At 62.7% G+C, this 21,741-nt stretch carries 20 protein-coding genes; 10 read left to right on the forward strand and 10 right to left on the reverse strand.

Annotated elements, in window-relative coordinates:
* The first annotated feature begins 11 nt into the window (after positions 1-11).
* From I41_RS17090 to I41_RS17110, 5 genes are all read left to right on the forward strand, one after another.
* Positions 12-1,172: a PEP-CTERM sorting domain-containing protein gene (locus tag I41_RS17090; RefSeq protein WP_145434120.1), complete on the forward strand. Its 1,161-nt coding sequence runs from the start codon at positions 12-14 to the stop codon at positions 1,170-1,172.
* A gap of 123 nt (positions 1,173-1,295) precedes the next feature.
* Positions 1,296-2,786: a dockerin type I domain-containing protein gene (locus tag I41_RS17095; RefSeq protein WP_145434121.1), complete on the forward strand. Its 1,491-nt coding sequence runs from the start codon at positions 1,296-1,298 to the stop codon at positions 2,784-2,786.
* Between the two features lie 211 nt (positions 2,787-2,997).
* The gene (locus tag I41_RS17100) at positions 2,998-4,011 is read left to right on the forward strand and encodes a DUF1559 family PulG-like putative transporter (RefSeq protein ID WP_168206966.1); all 1,014 of its coding nucleotides are present in this window, start codon (positions 2,998-3,000) and stop codon (positions 4,009-4,011) included.
* A 39-nt stretch (positions 4,012-4,050) separates the two neighbouring features.
* A complete protein-coding gene (locus tag I41_RS17105; RefSeq protein ID WP_145434122.1) occupies positions 4,051-4,551 on the forward strand; it encodes a hypothetical protein in 501 nt (166 codons plus the stop codon).
* 387 nt (positions 4,552-4,938) lie between these two features.
* Complete coding sequence (locus tag I41_RS17110; protein WP_145434123.1) at positions 4,939-5,118, forward strand: hypothetical protein; 180 nt, start codon at positions 4,939-4,941, stop codon at positions 5,116-5,118.
* Positions 5,119-5,245: 127 nt separating this feature from the next.
* Here the strand turns inward: I41_RS17110 and I41_RS17115 are convergent, their stop codons facing one another.
* Positions 5,246-7,051, reverse strand: a complete 1,806-nt coding sequence (locus tag I41_RS17115; protein ID WP_168206967.1) for an ABC transporter permease — start codon at positions 7,049-7,051, stop codon at positions 5,246-5,248.
* 160 nt (positions 7,052-7,211) lie between these two features.
* Positions 7,212-8,171, reverse strand: coding sequence for a serine O-acetyltransferase EpsC (gene epsC, locus I41_RS17120; protein ID WP_145434125.1), 960 nt, complete (start codon positions 8,169-8,171; stop codon positions 7,212-7,214).
* A gap of 605 nt (positions 8,172-8,776) precedes the next feature.
* Between epsC and I41_RS17125 the strand changes: the two genes are divergently transcribed.
* On the forward strand, positions 8,777-9,172 hold the full coding sequence (locus tag I41_RS17125) for a hypothetical protein (protein ID WP_145434126.1): 396 nt from the start codon (positions 8,777-8,779) through the stop codon (positions 9,170-9,172).
* On the opposite strand, the gene I41_RS17130 is transcribed toward I41_RS17125, so the two are convergent.
* The 4 genes from I41_RS17130 to hisH all read right to left on the reverse strand — a co-directional run bounded on the left by I41_RS17130 (position 9,115) and on the right by hisH (position 14,393).
* Positions 9,115-10,356 carry a hypothetical protein gene (locus I41_RS17130; RefSeq protein ID WP_145434127.1) on the reverse strand — a complete coding sequence of 414 codons (1,242 nt, stop codon included), beginning with the start codon at positions 10,354-10,356 and terminating at the stop codon, positions 9,115-9,117. The genes I41_RS17125 and I41_RS17130 overlap by 58 nt on opposite strands.
* A 167-nt stretch (positions 10,357-10,523) precedes the next feature.
* Positions 10,524-12,614 (reverse strand): elongation factor G, encoded by a 2,091-nt coding sequence (locus I41_RS17135; protein WP_145434128.1) that lies wholly within the window; start codon positions 12,612-12,614, stop codon positions 10,524-10,526.
* 221 nt (positions 12,615-12,835) lie between these two features.
* Complete coding sequence (gene hisA, locus I41_RS17140) at positions 12,836-13,570, reverse strand: 1-(5-phosphoribosyl)-5-[(5-phosphoribosylamino)methylideneamino]imidazole-4-carboxamide isomerase (RefSeq protein ID WP_145434129.1); 735 nt, start codon at positions 13,568-13,570, stop codon at positions 12,836-12,838.
* A gap of 217 nt (positions 13,571-13,787) precedes the next feature.
* The gene (gene hisH, locus I41_RS17145; protein WP_145434130.1) at positions 13,788-14,393 is read right to left on the reverse strand and encodes an imidazole glycerol phosphate synthase subunit HisH; all 606 of its coding nucleotides are present in this window, start codon (positions 14,391-14,393) and stop codon (positions 13,788-13,790) included.
* A 284-nt stretch (positions 14,394-14,677) separates the two neighbouring features.
* Between hisH and I41_RS17150 the strand changes: the two genes are divergently transcribed.
* From I41_RS17150 to I41_RS17160, 3 genes are all read left to right on the forward strand, one after another.
* The gene (locus I41_RS17150) at positions 14,678-14,917 is read left to right on the forward strand and encodes a hypothetical protein (protein WP_145434131.1); all 240 of its coding nucleotides are present in this window, start codon (positions 14,678-14,680) and stop codon (positions 14,915-14,917) included.
* A 9-nt stretch (positions 14,918-14,926) separates the two neighbouring features.
* Positions 14,927-15,148: a hypothetical protein gene (locus I41_RS17155; RefSeq protein ID WP_145434132.1), complete on the forward strand. Its 222-nt coding sequence runs from the start codon at positions 14,927-14,929 to the stop codon at positions 15,146-15,148.
* A 98-nt stretch (positions 15,149-15,246) separates the two neighbouring features.
* Positions 15,247-16,392, forward strand: coding sequence for a S1 family peptidase (locus I41_RS17160; protein WP_145434133.1), 1,146 nt, complete (start codon positions 15,247-15,249; stop codon positions 16,390-16,392).
* A gap of 501 nt (positions 16,393-16,893) precedes the next feature.
* On the opposite strand, the gene I41_RS17165 is transcribed toward I41_RS17160, so the two are convergent.
* Positions 16,894-17,703: an SDR family NAD(P)-dependent oxidoreductase gene (locus I41_RS17165; protein WP_145434134.1), complete on the reverse strand. Its 810-nt coding sequence runs from the start codon at positions 17,701-17,703 to the stop codon at positions 16,894-16,896.
* A gap of 193 nt (positions 17,704-17,896) precedes the next feature.
* On the opposite strand from I41_RS17165, the gene pyk reads away from it, so the two are divergent.
* On the forward strand, positions 17,897-19,405 hold the full coding sequence (gene pyk, locus I41_RS17170; protein ID WP_145434135.1) for a pyruvate kinase: 1,509 nt from the start codon (positions 17,897-17,899) through the stop codon (positions 19,403-19,405).
* A gap of 101 nt (positions 19,406-19,506) precedes the next feature.
* Here pyk and I41_RS17175 read toward each other — a convergent pair whose 3' ends face one another.
* From I41_RS17175 to I41_RS17185, 3 genes are all read right to left on the reverse strand, one after another.
* Positions 19,507-19,698 (reverse strand): hypothetical protein, encoded by a 192-nt coding sequence (locus I41_RS17175; RefSeq protein ID WP_145434136.1) that lies wholly within the window; start codon positions 19,696-19,698, stop codon positions 19,507-19,509.
* A 31-nt stretch (positions 19,699-19,729) separates the two neighbouring features.
* Positions 19,730-20,680, reverse strand: coding sequence for a hypothetical protein (locus I41_RS17180; protein ID WP_145434137.1), 951 nt, complete (start codon positions 20,678-20,680; stop codon positions 19,730-19,732).
* Between the two features lie 171 nt (positions 20,681-20,851).
* Positions 20,852-21,730, reverse strand: a complete 879-nt coding sequence (locus I41_RS17185) for an NAD(+)/NADH kinase (protein ID WP_246133692.1) — start codon at positions 21,728-21,730, stop codon at positions 20,852-20,854.
* Positions 21,731-21,741: the final 11 nt, after the last annotated feature.

Raw genomic sequence — 21,741 nt, forward strand, 5'->3', positions numbered from 1 at the left:
AGGGCCAGCTAATGAAGACTTATCTTGACCGTTGGATGGCGGCGTTTGCCGTCGTCCTTCTCGCTGCATCGCCGTCAGTCGGCGCGACTCTTACTGCAATGTCCACATTCGGCGGCGGGGATGGCTGGCGAGCTCCTGGCGAATTGCTCGCTGGAGACACGCCGGGCACAAATACGGCCGGCGTCTACAACTATCTCGGCACGGCGAGCCTGGAGCGCGGGCTGGCCTTCAATTCCCAAACAGGCAATTTGATCTTGGTCAGTCGTAGCACTGCCGGGAACGGAATTCGAGTGCTGAACGGCACGACCGGCGCTGACGCTGGATTCCTGAACCAAGGCTCTGGCGTGATTACAGGCGGCACCTTCGCCACGAGCATGGTGGGCGTCGCTGACGATGGCGCCGTCTACGTCGCGAATCTGCAAACGAACGTCAGCTCCGCCGCGTTCAAGGTTTACCAGTGGTCGACCGAAACCGCAGCTGCTCCGACGACCTATTTCGGCGGAACGGTCGCCGGGTTCACGGGGACGCCGAGATTGGGCGATTCCCTTGACGTCACCGGCGCGGGCGCGGGAACGACGATCGTGGCGGGCGCCAGCGGTACGATCGGTTATGCGGTGATCAACTCTGGCGGAGCGACCGCCGTCCCGTCTTTCGCACCGGCAGGGCCGCTCGCCGGCGATTTTCGCTTGGGCGTGACGTTCGCTGGCAATGCGAATAACGTCTGGGGCAAGCAAACGGGCGGGAGCCCGGCGGCAGCGCCATTACGTTTGACGAGCTACGCCGGCGGCGTGGGGACTTCGTTCGGCTCGGCGACCTTAACCAGCGGCGGCGAGATGGCCATGGATTACGCGGTCGTCAACGGCGTTCCGCTGCTGGCTGTAATCGACGCCAATAACTCGCTGCTGCGCGTCTACGACGTCACCGTTCCCGCGACGCCGACGTTGTTGGTTTCGGCGACTACCACCAGCGGAACGCTAAGCCCCAATGGGAACGCCGTCGGCAGCGTGAAGTTCGGCGCCATTAGCGGCGGCAACGCGACGCTGTACGCGATGTCGACGAATCAGGGAATTCAAGCCTTTGATCTGCGCGGCGTCGGCATTCCTGAGCCTACGGGCGTGGCGCTGTTCGGGATTGCGGCGTCGCTCACCGTGCTCATGCGGCGACGAGCTTAGTCGTCTAGCGGCAAAAGGTTCGAAGTATTGAATGAAGTTTCCGCCGCCGGGGGCGAACATCTCCCCCGGCGGCGGGCAATTGAAACTCGGTTGTGACCGCGAATCATCATCAAGAGGAATATCATGTGCGTCCGCTTAGCAGAACTGATCAAGAACGTTGGCGCGTACACTGCGATCGGAGCAGCATTCCTCGCGAGCGCCGCGCAGGGCGCGACGCTCGCCCCGCTGGCCAGTTTCGGCGGCGGTGACGGCTGGCGGGCGCCGTTCGAGGTTCTACCAGGCGATACGGCCGGCACCGACTCGCTCGAGGCGGGATTCTACAATTACCTCGGCAACACGCTTACCAACACGACGGTCAATGGGGGTAACCTCGAACGCGGAATGGCTTACAACCCGACCACTGGCAACTTGATCGTCGTCAGCCGCAGCACTGCCGGCAACGGCATTCGGATTCTGAACGGCACCACAGGCGTCGACGTTGGGTCCCTGAACCAAGGCTCTGGCGTCATCGCGGGCGGCACGTTCACGACCAATATGGTCGGCGTCGCCGACGATGGAGCGATCTACGTTGGGAATCTCACGACCAATGCGACCACGTCGGCCTTCAATGTGTATCGTTGGGAGAACGAGACGGCCGCGACGCCGACGCTGGTCTATACCGGCGCTCCGCTGGCGGGAGCACGGATTGGCGACTCGTTCGATGTTTTCGGCAGCGGCACGCAGACGAGAATTGCCGTCGGATACGGCAACGCGCCCTCTGTGCCCGGCAATAACAGTTTTGCCCTGCTCACGACGGCTGACGGAACGACCTTCACCGCGGCGAGCATCGGGATCGCATCCAACCCGCCCGAGGCCGGCGATTTTCGACTCGGCATCACGTTCACCGACGCCGACACGATCATCGGCAAGCAAGGCTCCGGCACCGCGGGGCAAGAGCAATTCGCCCGCCAAGTCGATGTAAGCGGCGCGACGGGGACGCTTGCCCTGAGCATCGGTTCCGACGGCGCCGCGCTGCGTCCGCTGGATTACGCCATTGTCGATGGGCGTCCGCTGCTGGCGATGGTGGAAGCGAGCAGCTCGACCGCCGCGATCGCTCGCGCCCGCCTCTTTGTCTACGATCAGACGAATCCGACCGGAACGGTTGCGGAGCGAAAGATCGCCGAAGGAAGCAATTTGCCGATCAACGATCCGGTCCTCGGTCCCAACCAGTTTCCTAACGGCAACGGGACCGGATCCGTCAAGTTCGGGGCTGTGACAGGCAACAGCGTCGTTGTTTACGCCATGAGCACGAATAACGGCATTCAGGCGTTCACGCTGACGCTCGACCCCATTGTGCCGCCGGCCGACGACGCCGACTTTAATTCCGACGGCATCGTCGACGGAAGCGACTTCCTGATCTGGCAGCGTGGATACGGCCTCGCAGCCCAGACGGATAACACGACCGGCGACGCCAATGGCGACGGCAACGTCAACGACGCTGACCTGACGATTTGGAACGGCCAGTTCGGCACGGTTCCCGCCGCGGCGGCGCTTGGGGCCATTCCCGAGCCGAGTGCGCTAGTAATGGCGGGGTTGGGCGTCGCTTGCCTCGCTCTTCGTCGCTGGAACAATTAGAAGAAAGTTCCCTTGCGACGAACCGTGCGGCGCAAGGGAATTGGTAGAGTCCAACGCGTCGCAGCGAACGTAAAGCGGCTAGTCGAACGACGGCTTGGGGGCAAGCGATCGATCTAGAACCACGTCAGCGTTCGCTGCGGCGCGACCGCTCTCGGCCGCCCAACGGAAACCGCGTTCCTCAACAGCCCGCAGAGGTGAATGAATGGAAGCCTTGCCCAAAGTTCGATGCACTCGTCGCGGCGTTGCCGGCTTCACGCTCGTGGAGCTGTTGGTCGTCATTGCGATCATCGGCGTCCTTGTCGCACTTCTGCTACCGGCTGTGCAGGCGGCGCGCGAGGCGGCGCGCCGCGCTCAGTGCAGTAACAACCTGAAGCAAATGGGGCTCGCGGCTCAGAATTACGCCGCCGCTAAGGGCGCACTGCCTGCGGGCTACGATCGCACGGCACAAGACGTGAAGGACTCGTTGAATTTCTCCAAACGCGGAATGTTCACGAGCCTCTTGCAGTATCTTGAGGGGCAAAACACCTACAGCCAACTCATTCTCGACTACAAGAAGGCCGGCAAACAGGTGTTTGACGACCCCGCGAGGGATGCGGTCGTCGATGCGTTCATTTGTCCCGCCTGGCCCGACGCCAAGGTCACGCAGGCGGCGCCGGCTGGCTACGAATACCAGCTGGGCGCCCTGACCTCCTACTCCGGAATCGCCGGCGCCATTCGCAATCGCGGCGAAACCTTATATACTTCTTCCTTTGGTAAGCTGCCGGACAATGGCGCCTTCACGATGATCGAGATTCCTGGGACAAGCGTCTTTCAACCGAAGACGCTCGTAGGCTACTCGAGGAAACTCGAAGAGATTACCGATGGGCAAAGCAATTCGATGCTGGCTGGAGAATTCGTCCACCGCGACTGCTGTTTTGGAGCACCCGTTGAAGAACCGCCCGGGAACACGCGACCATGGTATCTGGCAGGGTATGTTGACGGTCCCTACAGCATGAAGGTCGCCGAAACTCCGCCGAATGCGTGCGTCGTGCGCAATGCGGCGAACTGCATCGCCGGGACGCCCACGAACTTCAATCACCTCCCAATGGGCAGCTTTCATCCCGGCGTAACGCAATTCGTCTACATCGACGGCAGCGTCCACAACATTGCCGACAGCGTTGAATTGGAGGTTTACAAGGACGTCGCCACGGTTAACGGCGACGAAGTCAGCAATTTGCCGCTGTAGCTCTCCCTGTACCCTTCGCGCACAAGTTCACCGCTCCAGGTGCTTCGTATTCATTCGCTTCTGCTGCCGTACCATTCCTCTCGATTCGACCGGATGCAGTTCAATTTACTTCTTAGCGTTGCATTGGTCGGCTTGGCCGCGTTGTCGGGATGTTCCGACAAACCGGCCGTCGCGCCGGTCAGCGGAAAAGTCACCTACAACGGTAAACCAATGCCTTACGGCAGCGTTGGTTTTCAGCCAGCCCAAGGCCAACCCGCCGGCGCCGCGATTCAACCCGACGGGACATTCCGGTTAAGTACCTTTGCGGAATTTGACGGCGCGATAATTGGCCCCCATAAAGTGAAGGTGACCTGCTACGCCTCGCAACGTCCTTCCCAGCAGGCGAAAAAGACGCCGGGAGAGTTCGTGCTTGGCGAGTCGCTGATCCCGGCGCAGTACACCTTTCTCGATCAAAGCGGTCTCACCGCTGAAGTACCGGCCGAGGGAAACGATTCGATCGTGATCGAGCTGTCGGGCCCCGAGAAGACCTTTCCCCAATAGGCCGATCGACCGATCGTCTTGGAACGGCGGGCCTTCACAGGCGACTTGGGCCGGAAATCAGCTCGATCGATTCTTGGCGGTCATGCTCAATGACCGGCGCGACGCGGTTGCGGCGGATGGTACGCCTTATCGAGCGGCCGTCTGATTTGGTCGCATACCGTCCGTTGGACGCTTGGCGATCAGCCTCGTTGGTGCGTGTTGGGCCCAACGCCGCGGCGCACTGCTTGCTCTTCGCGGGTGCGGCGGGCCAGTCCGGACGTGTTCACTCCTGTCTCTTGCGGCATGGGATTCGCGTAAGACGATCGCCAGCCGCCGGCGACGCCCCCGTTTGGGAGGCGGCTTGGCTCGGCGGAAACAAACAGTCTTGAGTGAAGAAAGGTTCTAGCCATGACAAGAATGCTCACTTTAGCGGTCGCCCTTGGGGCGATGACGCTTGGGTTCACTGGATGCAGCGAGAAGGCCTCGTCGACGACCGAAAAGACCGTCTCGACGCCCGACGGATCGACGACTACCACGACGGAAAAGACGGTCGAGAAGAGCGGCGACAACCCGCCGCCGGCCAACTAGCATTTTGCGGCGAGCCTCACAGGAGGGCTTGCACGTGATCTGGCGGCTCTGTCGCGGCGGCCCATTTCCTGTTTGTTGGGTCGCTGCGACAACCGCCTTTTATTGCGCCGTGTATGCTAGAATTCGTTTACGGCTGCACCGTGTGGCCTGATGGAGAGTCTACCGTTCGGCCCGCGCGTCGATCAAAACTGCTGAATAGGTTGATCGCCAGCAAGAGGTCTGCGACGGCATACCCCGCCGTGCCCAGAAGATACGCCATCATGGGCTGCCCCTTGCCCCACTCATCTGTCCCCGAGGCGAAGAGGAAGGCCGGGGCGGAGACAATGTAGGGAAGCAGCGGCGCCATCCCAATGGCGAGCAGATCATCCTCGTTGCCACCTCCTCCCACCGCGACGAAGCCGAAGCAGCAGAAGATGAAGTAGCCCCCCCCAACGAAGAACACCGTCGCCAGTGCGGCCCCCATCGCACGCAGACTCGTCGCTGAAGAAAGGGAGTACTGCAGTCCGACGACGGTGACGAACATTGTGCAAAGGAAGAAACTCAGCGTCAGTAAGGGAATCACCAGCAGGTAGCGGCCGTCAAAGCAAGCGGCGAGCAGCCATGTGATCAACAACAGGAGATAGCCCCAGCGCGCCGCATAAAGATTGCCTACGAGTTTCGCACGCATGATCTCGCCGCCGCTGAGCGGCGTCGACAGCAGCGAAGTCCAACAGTCGCGCTCCCTTTCAAGCGTGACGAGCCCGGCCGCGCGGGCGGCCAGTAGCAGCATGAAGCAGACGCCGAGAATCGTCGTCTCGACGGCGGCAAAATAGAAGAAGTCATCGTCGTCGAAATTCGGATCGTTCGTGACGGCCAGATAGAAGAAAAAGAACGTCAAGCCGAGCGCGACGAGCACGACGATGACGTTTGCCGCGACGCCGACGAAGCCGAGCCGAGCTTTGGCCGTCGGGGCAAAGACCTCTTTCCACAACATGGCGTTCTCGCCGAGTTGCGGCCGCCAGCGATAGCGGTCAGACCAGCGGACCGCCTCGCCTCGCTTTCGCTTGGCGGCGCCGTCGCCCCGACTCGATTCGCGCAGGTGGACGCGACGGACGGCGGTCGTGGCTAGCGCTACCAGCGTTGCCGACAGCCCGACATGCCACGCGGCCATGTACAGCACCGGCTCGAAATCGAATCCAGCGCCGGCGGCGGCGATGCCAGACATTGATTTGGCGAGTACCGCGAGCGGATTGAGATCCCAGCAATATCCGAGCACTTGATTGAACGCCGTTGCCCACCATGTTCCGCCTAGGTTCTGCGCCTGGATCACGAATGCAAGCGGCGCGAGCACGATTGGAATCACGATGAGCACCGCCAGCAGTCGATAGACGCGCATCACCGCGTCCCGCGCGCGGGCCGACCAGACCGACACGCAAACGCTGAGCGAAGTGAGAAACAACGCCGTGCTGCCCGCGATGAGAAACGAAGCCATCAGGAGGTCGGCTGGAATGCCGCCGAGCAAACGAAAGATAAAGAGAATGGGCAGGCTGACGAGCACGAGTTGACCGACCACCGCCAACCGGGCGAACGTCTTGCCGACGACGATCTCGAAGTTGGACAAATCGGTGGCGAAGAGGTACTCAATCGTGCGGCGCTCGCGTTCGGTGGCGATGGCGCCGGCGGCCATGACCGGCGTGATCGCCACGATGCCCAGCACCTGGACCCAGGTGAAGGCGTAGAAGAACGCGGTCGCCGTGTAGGCTAACTCGCTGATGGAAACTTGATTGCCGCCGAGCGGGGCGTCGGGAGAATAAGAGTTGCGCACGCTGATCGACGAGTACGAGACCCACAGCACGAACAGGATGATGGCGGCGTAAATGACGCGGAGCAGATACTGCCGGCGCTGGCGCGCGGCGGCGACGAGCTCAACCTGAAAAATGGGGCCAAAGAGCATGCTGGATTTCGCAAGCGACGGGACGGGGCGGCGTGCGATATCGTAGCAGCGAACATGGGGAATGGCGAATGGGAATGCTAAATGGGAAAGAGCCTCCCCCATTCCCATTTGGCACTCCCCATTTGATCATCGCCCGCGCTGGTAGTTGACCGGCGGCTGATCAGATCTGGTAGTTCAGTTCGGGGCGCATGTCGTCGGGCGTGTCGTGGCGGAGGCGCAAGTTCGGGGTTTCCAGCACGACCGTGGTGTGAGGCGCCACCGTGCGCGTGAGCCAAACGCTGGAGCCAATCACCGAGTGGTGCCCGACGACGGTCCGCCCGCCCAGGATGGTGGCGTTGGCGTAGACGACGACGCCATCCTCAAGCGTGGGATGCCGTTTCTGTCCGCGGACGAGTTGGCCGTCTTCATCCGTCGGGAAGCTGAGGGCGCCGAGCGTGACGCCTTGGTAGAGCTTCACATGCTCGCCGATGTGGCTCGTCTCCCCAACGACGACGCCAGTGCCGTGATCGATGAAAAAGTAACGGCCGATCGTCGCTCCAGGGTGAATGTCGATGCCAGTGCGGCTATGGGCCCATTCGCTCATCATGCGCGGGATGAACGGGATCGACAGCTCGTGCAGCAAATGAGCGAGCCGGTAGACGGTAATCGCCTCAAGGCCAGGATAGCAAAAAATGACTTCTGCGGGCGATTTGCAGGCGGGATCGCCGTCGTAGGCGGCCTGAACGTCGGTGGCCAGGATCTCACGGATCTCGGGAAGCTGGTCGAGAAACTGAATCGTCTTCGCCTGGCCGAGCGCCTCGAAATCTTCCGCCGAATCGCAATCGCTCGTCGCGCCGGCGTCGTGCCGAAGCGCGCGGCCGATTTGCGTCGTGAGGCGGTCGTGGAGACGATCGACCAAATCACCGACGTAGTAACCGATGTTGCCGTGATGAAGTCCCTCGCGGCGACGATAGCCGGGGAACATGATCTCATTAAGTTCGTGAATCGCAGCGACGATCTCATCGTAGCGCGGCAGGGGGCAATGATCGAGGTGGTTGATTTTGCCCGAGCGCGCGTACGTGGCGACGATGCGTTCGGTGATGTCCGGGAGTTGGTCTTTCAGGCGGAAGTCGGTGGCCATGGCGGTTTCGCCTCGATGTGCACAAAGTCGGCGAGGGTGGGGCGGTCGGTGCGAAGAAATGGGCTTCGGACTGACCGAACGGCTGCGTCGATCGCGCAGCGACAGGGCGAGAAGTTCCGCGCTAGGCTGGACTGGTACAGGAGCAACCGGCGGCGGGACTCATCGGGCTCGGTCCTGGCGGGTGGGTGCGGGATTGGTGAGAGGACAGGGGCCGCTCTCCGGAGGTTATTTCGGCGATCCGGTAATAGCAAGTTTAGCTATTTTACCGGCTGTGGGGGTGGGAGGGGAGGAAGACGCCGCAAACGGATGCCCGATGCTGGTTACTAGCTGCAGGCGGAAAGTGCTTGACGTTTAACAGCCCCAGGCTCCGCCAGGGGGTAGCCCCACGAGGGGCGACGCCAACCGGAATGGTCTCCGAGCCCCTGGCGGAGCCAGGGGCTGAACGGCTGCGGCGCCGATTGGTTTGCTTGCTCACCCCTCTGGAGAACGAGGCGTTTTGTTTGTCGCAAAATCTGCCAGACGTCGCGTTCCCGCCACGCAAATCGTGATAGGGTTCCATTAGGGCGCCGACGCTGTGGGGACATGTCACCGAAACGGGGACAGCCGTGGGCCCTACGCTAGCCAATTACGACGCGCTCTGGTTGCTCGCGGCGCTGGTGCCGCTGGGGGTGGCGTGCGCCGCCTGGGCGCTGCAGATGTCCTGCGGCTTTTGCTCGGTCGAACCGCCCGAATTCTGGCATGCGGTGACCACCGTGGTGCTCATTGCCGTCGCCAATTGCGTCCTGCGACTTGGGCTGCAGATGACTGGTTCAGCCTACGGCATGGGACCGCAGTACTTGATCCCAGCGCTGGCCACCAGTGCGGTGATCGCGATGGCGTTGCCCACGACGCCGTTCTCGGCGATGACGATCACGGTCGTGCAGATTGCGCTCTGCGTGCTGATTTACTTTGGATTGGCGTGGCTGCAGGAGTTGATCGTGACGTCGTTCATGATGCTCTGACGGCGATGCTGCGCCGCGAAGACGAGCAATCCGACGAGCGCTAGCGCCGCAGCGGCCGGTTCCGGAACGGCGGCGCTGGCTGCCCGAGCCGTGACAATCGCTTCCGGAAGCATCCCCTGAGAGCCGAGGTAGTTGCTGATGATCCAGCCGTCGATGTCGTCGACAAACAGGTCGCCATTGGCATCGCCCGGCGTCACGCCGAAGCCGCCGTAACCGCGCTGCCAGATGAGGAAGTCGGCGCCGTCGACGGTTGAATCGCCGTTGAAATCTGCCGGTAGGCCGAGGAGTTCCGGCGGGACTTGCCAGCCAATGTCGGCGAGGGCGGCGTAGTCGAGCGGGGTAAAAAGCTTGCGTTCGCCGAGGGTTAGCGACGGGCCTAGAGACGGCTTCGGCTGCGTGCCGGGGAGAAACGGCGGGCTCGTGACGCCAGAGGCCCAGTGCTGGCCGCCGGCGAGCGGCACAGCGCCGCCGTAGAGCGCGACGGCGTTCGTGCCGACGAAGGCGTTGTCCGCAATGTCGGTCGAGAAGGCATTGGACACGCCAAAGCCGAACAAGTGCGCCAGTTCGTGGGTAACAACCGTGTAAAAGTCGTAATCATTGAGCGGCGGCTCGACGCCGAGATCGAAATTCCAGTTGCGCGCAATGCCGGCGCTATTTCGAACGTCGACGGCGATGACGCCGCCCCACGGGGCGAAGTCGAGCGACTGGTCGCCCTGGCCGCGATTGGTCACGGCGTTGCTGAAGTTGGCGGTCGGAGAACCACTGAAAACGTAATTACCAGGACTCGCCTGACCTAAGGCGGCGCCGGCAAGATCTCTGGCGATCGCGTAGACGATGAGCGTGTCTTGCGGGACGGCCAGATTGGGGACGTTGTTGAAGGTGTTCGTCGATGGATCGATGAAGCGGGCCGTCCACGAATTGCCGCCGCCAGGCTGGATTGCCGACAGCGTATCTGTAAATGGCGTGAATGAGCGGGCGGCGAATTCGAGAGTCGACCGCGCGGGTGTTGGATTCTCCGCCGTGCCGAAGAAGCCGAGCGTGTCGTACGAGTAGTCGAATTGGACGGTAAGCGCGCTCGCGGGAACCGCGACCAGCGCGACGACGGCCACTGCCCAGGCGACGGCACACCGCTGCAGCACCGTGCTCCGAGGCGGCAGATGAAATGCAGGCGGGGGGCGAAGCATGGCGGCGCGTTATTACGACATGAGTGCTGAATCAGCTTTCAGCGTAGTCGCGCAAACCGGCGTCGTCGAGGAATGGGGCGGTTGGGGCAGTTATTCCGGGTGTAGGCCGCTATTCCGCGATCTTCCGCACACTGTGACAGGGCCTCATTCGGGAATGCCGCCGGGCGTCACTCCTCCTCGTCTTTCAGCTTCGCGTTGCTCATCACCTCCTGCTGGATGTTCCCCGGAACGACGTCGTAGTGGGAGAACTCCATCGTGAAGCTACCCTGTCCCCCCGTCATTGACGACAGGGTGCGGGCATAGGTCGTCACCTCCGAGAGCGGAATTTTCGCCTCGACGGTGGTCATGTTGCCGCCTGTCGACTCCATGCCGACCATCTGTCCGCGCCGCCCGGCCAGGTCGCTGGAGACGTCGCCGACTTTGTCCGCCGGGACGTTGATGTGGACATTGACGATCGGCTCCAAGAGCCCCGGCTTCGCCTTTTTGAAGATTTCCGCGAAGACCTTGCTCGCGGCTATGCGAAACGCCGTTTCATTGCTGTCGACCGGATGGTCCTTGCCGTAATAGACCTCGACGCAGACGTTCTGCACGGGGTAGCCGGCGATGACGCCGCTTTTCACGCGTTCAAGAAATCCCTTCTCAATCGCCGGCATGAAGTTGCCGGGAATCGTGCCGCCGACGACCGTGTCGACCCAGAGAAAATTCGCGGCCTTGTGGTAATGGGTGTTTTTCAATTGCGGAAAGCGTTCTTTGCTCGCGAATGCCAGCGGATCGGCGCCTTCGGGGAAGGGATAAATGCGGGCGTGGATCTCGGCAAACTGCCCGCTGCCGCCCGATTGCTTCTTGTGGCGGTAGCTGCCGTCGGCCTCGGTCTGCACTGTCTCCCGATAGGGGATTTTGGGCTCGTGCGTTTCGATCTCGACATGGTCGCGACGCTTGAGCCGTTCCTTAGTGAGCAGCAGGTGAAGCTCGCTCATGCCGGTGAGGACCATTTCCTTCGTCTCGGGATCGTGCTCGAGATGGATCGTCCGATCTTCCTCGGTAATCTTGTGCAACGCGCCCGAGAGCTTCGCCTCGTCGCCGCGGTTCTTCGGGGCGACGGCCAGCCCGACCATCGGCGTCGGGAAGGTGATCGGCGGCAGCTCGACGTCGCCCACCGTCGTGCCGGTGTGAAGGTCTTCGCACTTCGCGACGGCGACGATTTCGCCGGGACCGGCGTCGTCAACCGGATGCGTGGCGGCTCCCTGGACCTCCAGCAACGCGCCAAGTTTCACCCCTTTGCGGGCATCGGCGGTGTGAACCGTCGCGTCGCGTTTCAGCGTCCCGGCGAAAACGCGCAGAAAGCTGAGCCGCTGCACGAACGGATCGATGCGGGTCTTGAAGACTTGCGCGGCGAGCGGCGCGGACGCGTCGGGTTTGAGCGTCACTTCGTCGCCGTTCAGCATCGCGCGCCGCGCAACCGCCGACGGCGGCAGCGCCGCCAAAGTCAGCAGGTCGAGCAACTCGGCAATCCCGACGTGCTTTTTCGCCGAGACGCAGACGACGGGCGTCAGCGTCCCCGCCGCGATGGCGTTGACCATCAGCTTCGAGAGTTCCTCGTCCGAGGGCATCTCGCCGGCGAAGTAGCGTTCCATCAGCTGTTCATCGACTTCGATGATCGACTCGACGAGCGACTCATGGATCGGCCGCGGATCGACGACGGCGCCGTCGACGTTTTGAGGAATCATGAGCGTGTTGATCACGCCTGAGATCGAATCGCCCAGGCCGACGGGAACGTTCAGCGGGACGCATCCGTTGCCAAAGGCTTCCTTCAGCGAAGCGACCAGACCGGCGAAGTCGATATTGTCGGTATCGAGTTTCGTCAGCACCAGAATTCGCCCACAGCCAGCACGCCCTGCTTCGGCCCACGCGCGGCGGGTGTTCACCTTAATCCCCGAGTGGGCGTCGACAGCGATGAGGGCGGTCTCGACGGCCCGGAGGGCGCCGATCATTTGCCCGACTAGGTCGGGATAGCCGGGCGTGTCGAGAAAGTTGAAATGCCGGCCGGCGTGGTCGAGATGGACGAGCGAAGCCTCGATCGAGTGCTTGTGGTGCTTCTCTTCTTCGTCGAAATCGCAGACGCTGGTGCCCGCGTCGACGCTCGGGTTTCCTTTGACGGCGCCAGCTTCGACAAGCAGCTGATCAATCAGCGTTGTCTTGCCGGCGCTACCGTGGCCGCAGATGGCGATGTTCCTGATGTCCGCAACGTTCTTAACCATGACTGGCTCCCCGTTCCTCGAAAAGAGTAGATGAGTGTCCGGCGACGGCGAATGATCAAGTCTGGGCGGCAGGGCTCCTGGGCTGTCGTCGGGTTGAAGGTGGAAAAGGAAATGAAGCGGTTAAATGCTCAACCGTCAAGGACGCCGAGGTCGCCAAGGGAAGAACATAAATTCTTGTATTTCCTTGGCGTCTTTAGCGGTTCATGTTTTTGTATTGTTTCTTAAGTCGGACTGGCGATCGGCGTCTTCGCGGCGGCCAGGGCTTCTTTGAGCGTGAGCGTGCCGGCGTACAACGCGCGGCCAATGATGGCGCTGTGGAGCCCCGCGGCGGCCAGGTCGGCGACGTCCTGAGCCGTCGTTACGCCCCCGGACGCGACGACGGGAAGACGAACCGACGCCTGCATCTCGCGCATCGCCTCGACGTTCGGCCCTTGCAGCATGCCGTCGGTCGCGATGTCGGTGTAGATAATGGCCGCGAGCGGATCGTCGGCGAAGAGCTGCACGAACTCCACCGCCTGGACGGTGCTTGTCTCGAGCCAGCCGTGAGTGGCGACGAAACCGTCGCGCGCGTCAATTCCCAAGACCAGCTTTCCCGGATACTTCGCGATCATGTCGCGGAACCACTCCGGCTGCTTGAGCGCCGAGGTACCCAGGACGACTCGCGATAGCCCAAGTTCCAGCAGCGATTCGATGGTCGCTTCATCGCGGATGCCGCCGCCGAGCTCGCATTCCATGTCGACCGCCGCGAGGATGGCGCGCACCGCGTCGAGGTTCAGCGGCTTCCCCGCCCGGGCGCCATCGAGATCCACTAGGTGGAGATGCCTCGCCCCGTCGCGCTGAAAGCCGGCGGCGACGCTCGCCGGATCGTTGGAGAAGACCGTCTCGCGAGCGTAATCGCCCTGTTGCAAGCGAACGCAGCGGCCGCCTAACAGATCAATTGCGGGCCAAAGCTGCATGGTGGACGACCCCGTTAGCAGGGGTGAGTACTGACGGTCTGACTACCCGAATCATCGCAGAGGGATTGGCCAAATTCAAGCGGCTGCCGTGCCTGCGAAGCCGAATAGGCCGCTGATTCGGATGGGCTCGACGCCATCACGCGGCAAGACTTCAACTCTTCGCGGCATCCGAGTCTATCCGCCAGATTGGCCAAAACCTGCGGCCTATTCCTCGCACTCAGAACTCCGCGAAGTTCTTTAGCAACTGCAGCCCGGCGGCCTGACTCTTCTCCGGATGAAACTGCGTCGCGAATAGGTTATCGCGCCAGATCGCCGCACAGAACGGTTCAGGATACGACGCCTCGCCCGCGATCACGCTTACGTCCTGGGGGACGACGTAGTACGAGTGGACGAAGTAGAAGTGCGCGTCGTCGGCGATGTCTTGGAAGATCGGCGCGGGGCGACATTGCTTGACGTGGTTCCAACCCATGTGGGGGACCTTGTACTCAGCAGGCACATCGAAGCGGCGAACCTCGCCAGCAATCACTCCCAGGCCTTCGTGCTCGCCGTCCTCGTAGCTGACGTCAAAGAGCATCTGCAGCCCCAAGCAGATTCCGAGAAACGGCTTGCCCGAGGCGATGGCGGTGCGGATTGGCTCGATCAGTTCGCGGCGGCGAATTTCCGCGATCGCGTCGGCGAACGCCCCCACGCCGGGAAGGACCACACGGTCAGCCTGTTCCAACACCCGCGGATCCGACGTGATCGCGGCGGCGTGCCCGACCCGTTCAAACCCCTTTTGAACGCTGCGGAGATTGCCCATTTGATAGTCGACGATGGCGATCATGGCGGGGGAGTGTTCCGACGTCGGAGGCGAGAGGTTGGTTGGGGCGGGGACAGGTATGACAGCCTACCTGACCTGTGGGGCAAGGCTCTGGTTCGCGGATCCCTGATTCTAACTCCGCGCGGGGCGTCCATGTAGCCGCGGCTCAACGAGCCGCCGTCCGTCGCCACGCGCCTGCCGGTTTTAACGTCTGGCGAAGCTAGTTCGGCGAACGTCAGACGTTTGATGCAACGCCCGCATTTCGTTCGATGAACAACTCCGGAGACGCTAGCCGCAAGGATGCCGCCATGCACAGACGACCATCGCCCAAAGTTCGCGCCACGTTGTACCTCCCCGAGGATTTGCTCGACGAGGCTCGCGACGCGGCGGTCTTCCTGGCTGGATATCCTGCGCGGCTGACGCTCACAGGATTGGCGGAGAACGCGTTTCGAGCCGAGCTTGAGCGTTTGAAATTGCTCTACAACGGCGGCCAGGACTTCCCGCCCCGCGACGCGGATCTCCGCGGCGGGCGTCCCATTGCCGCCTAAGGAGTGCGCATGGATTCCATCACGCCAATTATTCCGTCGCCTTCGACCGGCTGGGGTCGCCTCGCTGCGACGCAAGGCGAACCGGCGGCGGTCGTCAGGTCGCCTGGAAGCGGAAACTCGCAGCGACGCGAGGACGACGCCGAGCAACTAAAGGCCCGCTTGCTGCGGATGATCGTCTCCAACGAGCAGACGCGCAAAGCCGCGGCCGACGAAGCTCGTAATGGGCGGTGAGGGGACGATGCGGTCAGCGACCAGCCGCAGGCTGTCAGCTTTCCGCATATCACTGAGACGGAGTGTAGCGACGCATTCTCTCATCTTCTGAGTACTCGGTGGCCAAATCATCTCCTGCCTGCCGAGTGATTGCGGCGACAATGGCGTCGCTCTGTCTATTCGCCTGGCAGCCTGGCGTCGTGACCGCCGATCCAGTCGCCGGAACGCTGGGCGCTCCTCAGCCGATTGGACGGGGACACCTCGCGTTTGAATCGTCTGTCGCCTCGAGCATCGACTTCACGAGCCAGCAACCCCATCCGGCGGTGGCGCGGATCGTCGTTCCCGAAGGAGACGCGACCTCTTACGGCAGCGGCACGCTGGTGGACGTTCGCGAACAGTATGGTCTGGTGGTCACGAACTGGCACGTCGTCCGCGACGGCATGGGAGAAGTCGAGGTCGTCTTTCCCGATGGATTTCGCTCGCAGGCGCGGCCGCTCAAGGTCGACGCCGATTGGGACTTGGCGGCGCTGGTGATTTGGCGTCCCCCGGCAGCGCCGGTGCGACTGGCGACGCGGGCGCCGCAACCAGGCGAGCAGTTGACCATTTGCGGCTATGGGTTAGGCAACTACCGGGCGGCGACCGGCCGCTGCACGCAGTACTACGCGCCGAAGGTCGAACTGCCGCAGCACATGGTCGAGCTCGACGTCGAAGCAAGGCAAGGCGATTCGGGCGGACCCATCTTCAACGCTCGCGGTGAACTGGCGGGGGTGCTATTCGGGGCGGGGCAGGGGACGACGCTGGGGAGCTTTGGCGGCCGGGTGGAAAACTTCCTCGCGAGCCTGGCGCCAAACATTGGCAGCGGCACGCAGGGGACGGCGGCGATGGCCCATGCCGAGGCGCCGCAGTCGGCGCTGGAGGCCGACGCCTTCAACCACGAAGTCAGCGCCATGCTCGTGAGCACTAGCGAGGCGCGGCACGCAGACCGCGCACCTCGGGAGCATAAGCGCAGCGGCGACCCAGCGCCGAGCACGCTGCCCGCGGACGCGACGCCAGTCGACGGTCAGTGGCAATCTGTCGACGTTCTAACAAGCGAAGTCAACGCTCCGAAGATGCCGGCGGCAACGGATACGGCGATATTGAAGACTGGGGTACCCCACGCGCACACGAGCGCGTCCGACATCGCCTGGCTTGAGTCAGGAAAAAACATTCTGGCGCTGATCGGCTCGGCGACGCTCATGGTGCAGTTGCTGCGAGTCATTCGCTGAGCGCTCGTTGATGCTTGCCACTAAGTGCAAGCATTCTTGTAAGAGCTACAAGCGATCGTGGGGCTCCGCCCACTGCACTGCGATTGAAGCACAGCTTCGTGGCACAGTTAATCGCTGGAATCTTCGACGATTTGCGAGTTCTCGCTGAGCAATGACCGCGTCCTCTCCTGTGAGTGAGCGAGTGGCACGCGGAGTGCATTAGATTGTGTCGTCGGACAAGGCACGTCGCTCGTCAGCGGACTCGCGCAGCATCCGCTCTCCCAGGCGACCCAGACGTGCCGAAGCTCTCGCACGGCGCGCCAAGGTATGGCGCTCAACTTTTCCCGCTACGGGGCAGTTGCGAGTCGGGACGCACGACGAAGGGCTCCACTTGGCATCCTCGCAGGGCCAAGTGGGGCCCTTTTTTTGTTGCGCGTTGAAAACCACCGGCTTTGCCGGTGGACGATGCGCGACCAATGCTACGTCTACGAATGGTTCGTCCACCGGCGGAGTCGGTGGCTTTTATCCGCTCGTCGAGCGCCGCAGCAACCGGTCGCCCCACCCGGGCCAAAGCTGCGAGAGCGCGCAAAGCCATTTCACGCGGCTCGGGACGACGAGCTCGGGCTCGCGGCGCTGGCATGCTTTCAGAACTCGCGCCGCCATCCAGTCGGGATCGATCGCCTTGATGTGAGCGCCCGCCCCTGGCGCGTGCGCAGCCGCCGGAATGTTCGCTCCCTCCGCGGCGTAGCGGCTGCCGTTATCGTCGCGCTTGATCGGGCCGGGACAGACGAGCATCACATGCAGGCCCTGCTCGGCAAGTTCCAAGCGCAGCTGCTGGGTGTACGCGGCCACCGCGAATTTACTGGCCGGGTAGGCCCCGGTGAAGCGCGGCGCCAGTTTGCTCGCCAGCGAGCCGACGTTCACCAGATGGCCGCGACTCGCCAGCAACAGCGGGGCAAAGGCTCGCGTCGCGCGCACGGTGGTCATGAAGTTGGCGTCGAGCAGCTGTTGAAAATCTTCCGGCGTGGCGTCGAGCGCCAGGCCCCGCGTCGAGCGGCCGGCGCAATTGCAGAGCATGTCGACTTGGCCGAACTTCTGTGCAACCTCGGCGGCGACGCGATCGACGTCCTCCTGCCAGGCCATGTCACCGGCAATGGCCGAAACGGCGCCGCCGGCGCGACTTAGTTCGGCGGCGGCAGCGTCGAGCAGCTCCTGTCGACGCGCAGTAAGCACGATGCGCGCACCTTGCTCGGCTAGCGCGCGACCAATGGCCAACCCCAGTCCCGCCGAGCCGCCGGAAACGACGCATACTTTCTCGTGCCAATACGACATGAAATCGGCCGACCGCCTGCGGTCGACTTCAAGAGGCGCGCAAGTTAGTAGAAAAGGCTAAACACGGCCTGCCGCGGCGAGGACCGATGGTGAGTTGACCGTATTCCCATTCCGCCGTCCAGGGGCCACAATACAGCCCAGCCTCCCGCCTTTCCCGCCCGCCCGTCGCGGCCCAACCTGTCGTGGAATTCTCATGGATGGAAATCCCCTCTCCGCGCCCCGCGCTCAATGGGCTCGTACGAAGATCGTCGCCACCGTCGGCCCCGCGTGCAGCGAGGTCGACAAGCTGACCGAGTTGGTGATGGCGGGCGCCGACGTCTTTCGGCTGAACATGGCCCATGGGGGGCCCGAACAGCAGCAAGTCGTCGTCGACCGGATTCGGCAAGTGAGCCGCGATCTGAATCAACCGATTGCAATCTTGGCTGATTTAGGCGGCCCGAAGATCCGGCTGGGCGAAATTCCGGGCGAAAGCATCTTTTGCCGCCGCGGCGAGGAATTCTTCTTTGTCGACGACGAGTCGAAGGCGCCCAACGAATTGACGGCGACGTACGAGCCCCTACTTGAGGAGTTGTCGGTCGGCGATATTGTGATGCTCGCTGACGGCACCGTTAGCATGCGCGTCGAAGAGGTGAAGCCGGGGCGCGTGCGGACCTCGGTCCTGCAACGGGGCACGATTCGCAGCCGCCAGGGGATCAATTTGCCCGACGTGAAGTTGAGCGCGCCGGCCATCAGCGTCGAGGATCACCAGCACGCCATTTGGGCGTCCAAGGCCGGCGTCGATTACATCAGCCTCAGTTTTGTCCGCTCGCCCGACGAAGTGCGCACCCTTAAAGACATTGTTCGATCGAGCAGTTCCAAAGCGGGCGTCATCGCCAAGATCGAGAAACGCGAGGCCTTGCAGCGACTGGAAGAAATCGTCGCCGAAGCCGATGGCGTCATGGTGGCCCGCGGCGATTTGGGCGTCGAAATCGACGTCGCCCGCGTGCCGTTGGAGCAGAAGCGGATCATTCGCGTCTGCCAGGAACTGCAGAAGCCCGCGATCATCGCGACGCAGATGCTCGACAGCATGCACGAGTCGCCGCGCCCCACGCGGGCCGAGGCGACCGATGTCGCCAACGCGATTCTCGACGGAGCCGACGCCTGTATGCTCTCGGGCGAGACCGCCATCGGCAAATTCCCGCGCGAAGCGGTCGAGATGATGAACCGGATCGCTCAGGTGACCGAAGAAAGCATCGCGGGCCGCCCGCCGCGCGAGATGACGCGACCGCGGGCCGACAACTTGCAGGAAATTACACGCGCCGTCGTCCGCGGCGCCGGGACGATGGCCTACGCCTTGGGAGCGAAGCTGGTGGTCGTCGCGAGTCATTCAGGCCGGACGGCGCTGGCGCTGTCACAACAGCGCAGTTTTGTGCCGACAATCGGCGTCAGCACGAGCGAAACGACGCTGCGGAAGATGTGCCTCTACTGGGGCGTCACGCCGCTCCGCGGCGCACCGGCGACCAATGTGGAGCAGCTGATCCGCCACGCCGACGATTGGGCCTGCGAGGCCGGCCTTGCCCAGAAAGGCGACCGGCTAGTGATCGTGGGGGGCTCTCACCTGGCGGCGGGCCCCGACAGCCCCAATGCAACCGGCGTCCACGACATTGTGATCGTTCACGAGGTTGAAGGCGGCGCCGTGCAGGCTAGTAGGGCGCCAAAGTAGCTCCCGTCTCCTCGACGCAACTCAACTTCGAGACTGCCTCAAAGTGAATTCATCGATACGCCTCGATCGCCTTATATACGAGGGCTGGCAACTCGCCGCGCTTACTTGAGTTCTTCATCGGGCTGTCGCGTCAACGCGAAATATAGGACGTAAAACCAGCCAAAGATGCCGGCAACGGCGGCAAAGATGATCGACCGATTCCGCTGCCACGAACAAACCACCGCAATGGCCGACCCCAGGCCGATTCCCGACCGCGTGACAGTTTCTACGACGTGAACGTCAGCCAGTAGCATCGCGAACCTCATCGGTGCCGGGAACGCCGGCTTACTTTTCGATCTGCGCCGACGCTTGTCGGATCTCGCTCTTAACCTCTTCTTCGTCGGCCAGCAGCCGTTCTTGGAGCCGCGACACAAAATGCATGCTGCTCGCCTTGCCGGCGAAGCCGAGGATCCGCTTGTCGACGTTATGTTCCTGCTGCACGATCCGCCCTTGGGCAATGTCGAAGCGAACGGTTCCATCGGTGAGTCGTTCGACCAACTGGGCCCGAATGTAGGGATCGACCGGCGTGAGGATCTGGTACTCCACGTCGATCAGGGCGACGCCGTTCTTCACTTCACGGAGTTGGCAGACGCGGCGGGTCTGAATCTGCAGGTTGGCGCCGCTCTTGCGCTGGACGTCGACGTCGTACGGGTGGCTCCACTTCTCGCCGACGGCGATCTCCCCCTCGGGCAGGCCCAGCGTGATCGGCATATCTTCCTGAACTTTTGGCTGGGGGTGTTTTTGCTCGCGGAAGGTGACCTTGCCGTCGGCCGAAATGCGAATCACCGAGAGCGGAACGCCGACCGCTCGGGCCGCCTGCTCGAAGCCGCGCGGCACGCCCGCTTTTTCACGGCTATCGTACACGTTGGCCTTCGTATCGGGCGAATCGTTCGACATTTTGACCCACTCGACAACATGGATGAACTCCATCTCGCCGTTGGGAAGGACGTCGGTCACCTTCCACGCTTTGACCGATTCGCTTTGCGTTTCGACTTCCTGCGTGTGCCCTTCCATGTTGTTGCGGGTCTTAGTGGCGTGGTTCACGTCGTACCGCAACACCTCGCCCATCGCGAACTTATATCGCAGGAGATATTTTTCCGTCGCGGGAGCGGCTGCGTCGGCTGGCTTGTCCGGCGTCGACGTTGTCTCCAACGCTTCAACGGCGATGGCCAGCGGAGCGAAGGCTCCGAACAGTAGAGCAACGAGACAGCTCGTGCGAGCAGCGTGGATATTCATCGACCGCGCCTCCCTGCGGGTAGTGGTAGTGCGTCGACCTCTGCGGGGAAGCCGACTTTTTCAGCCCCCCGCTCTGCCGGGGGGTCGCGTGGCTACTAATCAAGGCGTCGTCCAACGTGGGGCGACCCCCTGGCGGAGCCAGGGGCTGCGTGGCGCCCAAGGACCGGCGTGCTATTCCTTCAACTTCAATCGCCCGCCCCAGCCGAGTTTCTCACGCAGCGTGCGATAGTAACCGCGCCCGCGAACTTCAATCAGCTGGAACTCGGCGCTCGAGCGTTCAATGCGGATTCGATCGTCGGCCAGCACCTGCCCGATCGGCTTGCCATCGACCAGCAGCGTCGTCCCTTCGTTCGGCTGCGGGACAGCCAACTCGTAGACGTGATCCGCCGAGTCGATCACCGGTCGGTTGGTCAGCGTGTGGGGGCAAATCGGCGAGACGACAAGCGTCTGCAGACTCTTCTCCATGATCGGACCGCCCGCGGCGAGGTTGTACGCGGTCGATCCTACCGGCGTGCTGACGATCAAACCGTCGCAACTATAAGTCGTCGCCAATTTAGCGTCAACGTAAAGCTGCACCTCGATCATCGAGAACGTAGGGCCTGCTAGCACTACCACTTCGTTGAGCCCCAGGGTACGCGACTCCTCGCGCCCGCCGCGCTGCACGCTGCACTCGAACATCAGGTGTTTCACGACGCGATACTCGCCCGCGACGATCTGTGGGAGGATCTCGTCCAAGTCTTCGGGCTGAATCTCGGCGAGGAAGCCAAGGCGGCCCAAATTCACGCCGAGCACTGGGAGTTGCGCAAACCCCATCTGCCGCGCGGCGCGGAGGATCGAGCCGTCGCCGCCGAAGACGACCATGAGGTCGGCCTCGACGTCGGGGATGGGCTCGTTAAAATTGTCGAGCGAGGCGGCGACGTCGAGGTGGCGTTCGATGATCGCGCGGAGGTGGGCGGCCTGGTCGGCGAGGGCCTGCCGACTGCCGTCGACGAGCAGAATGGCGCGAAGTCGGCGGGCAAGAGAGGGCGGCTTGGAAACGAGTGCGGTCATACCGCAGAGCA

The sequence above is a fragment of the Lacipirellula limnantheis genome (assembly GCF_007746075.1).
Taxonomy (GTDB): domain Bacteria; phylum Planctomycetota; class Planctomycetia; order Pirellulales; family Lacipirellulaceae; genus Lacipirellula; species Lacipirellula limnantheis.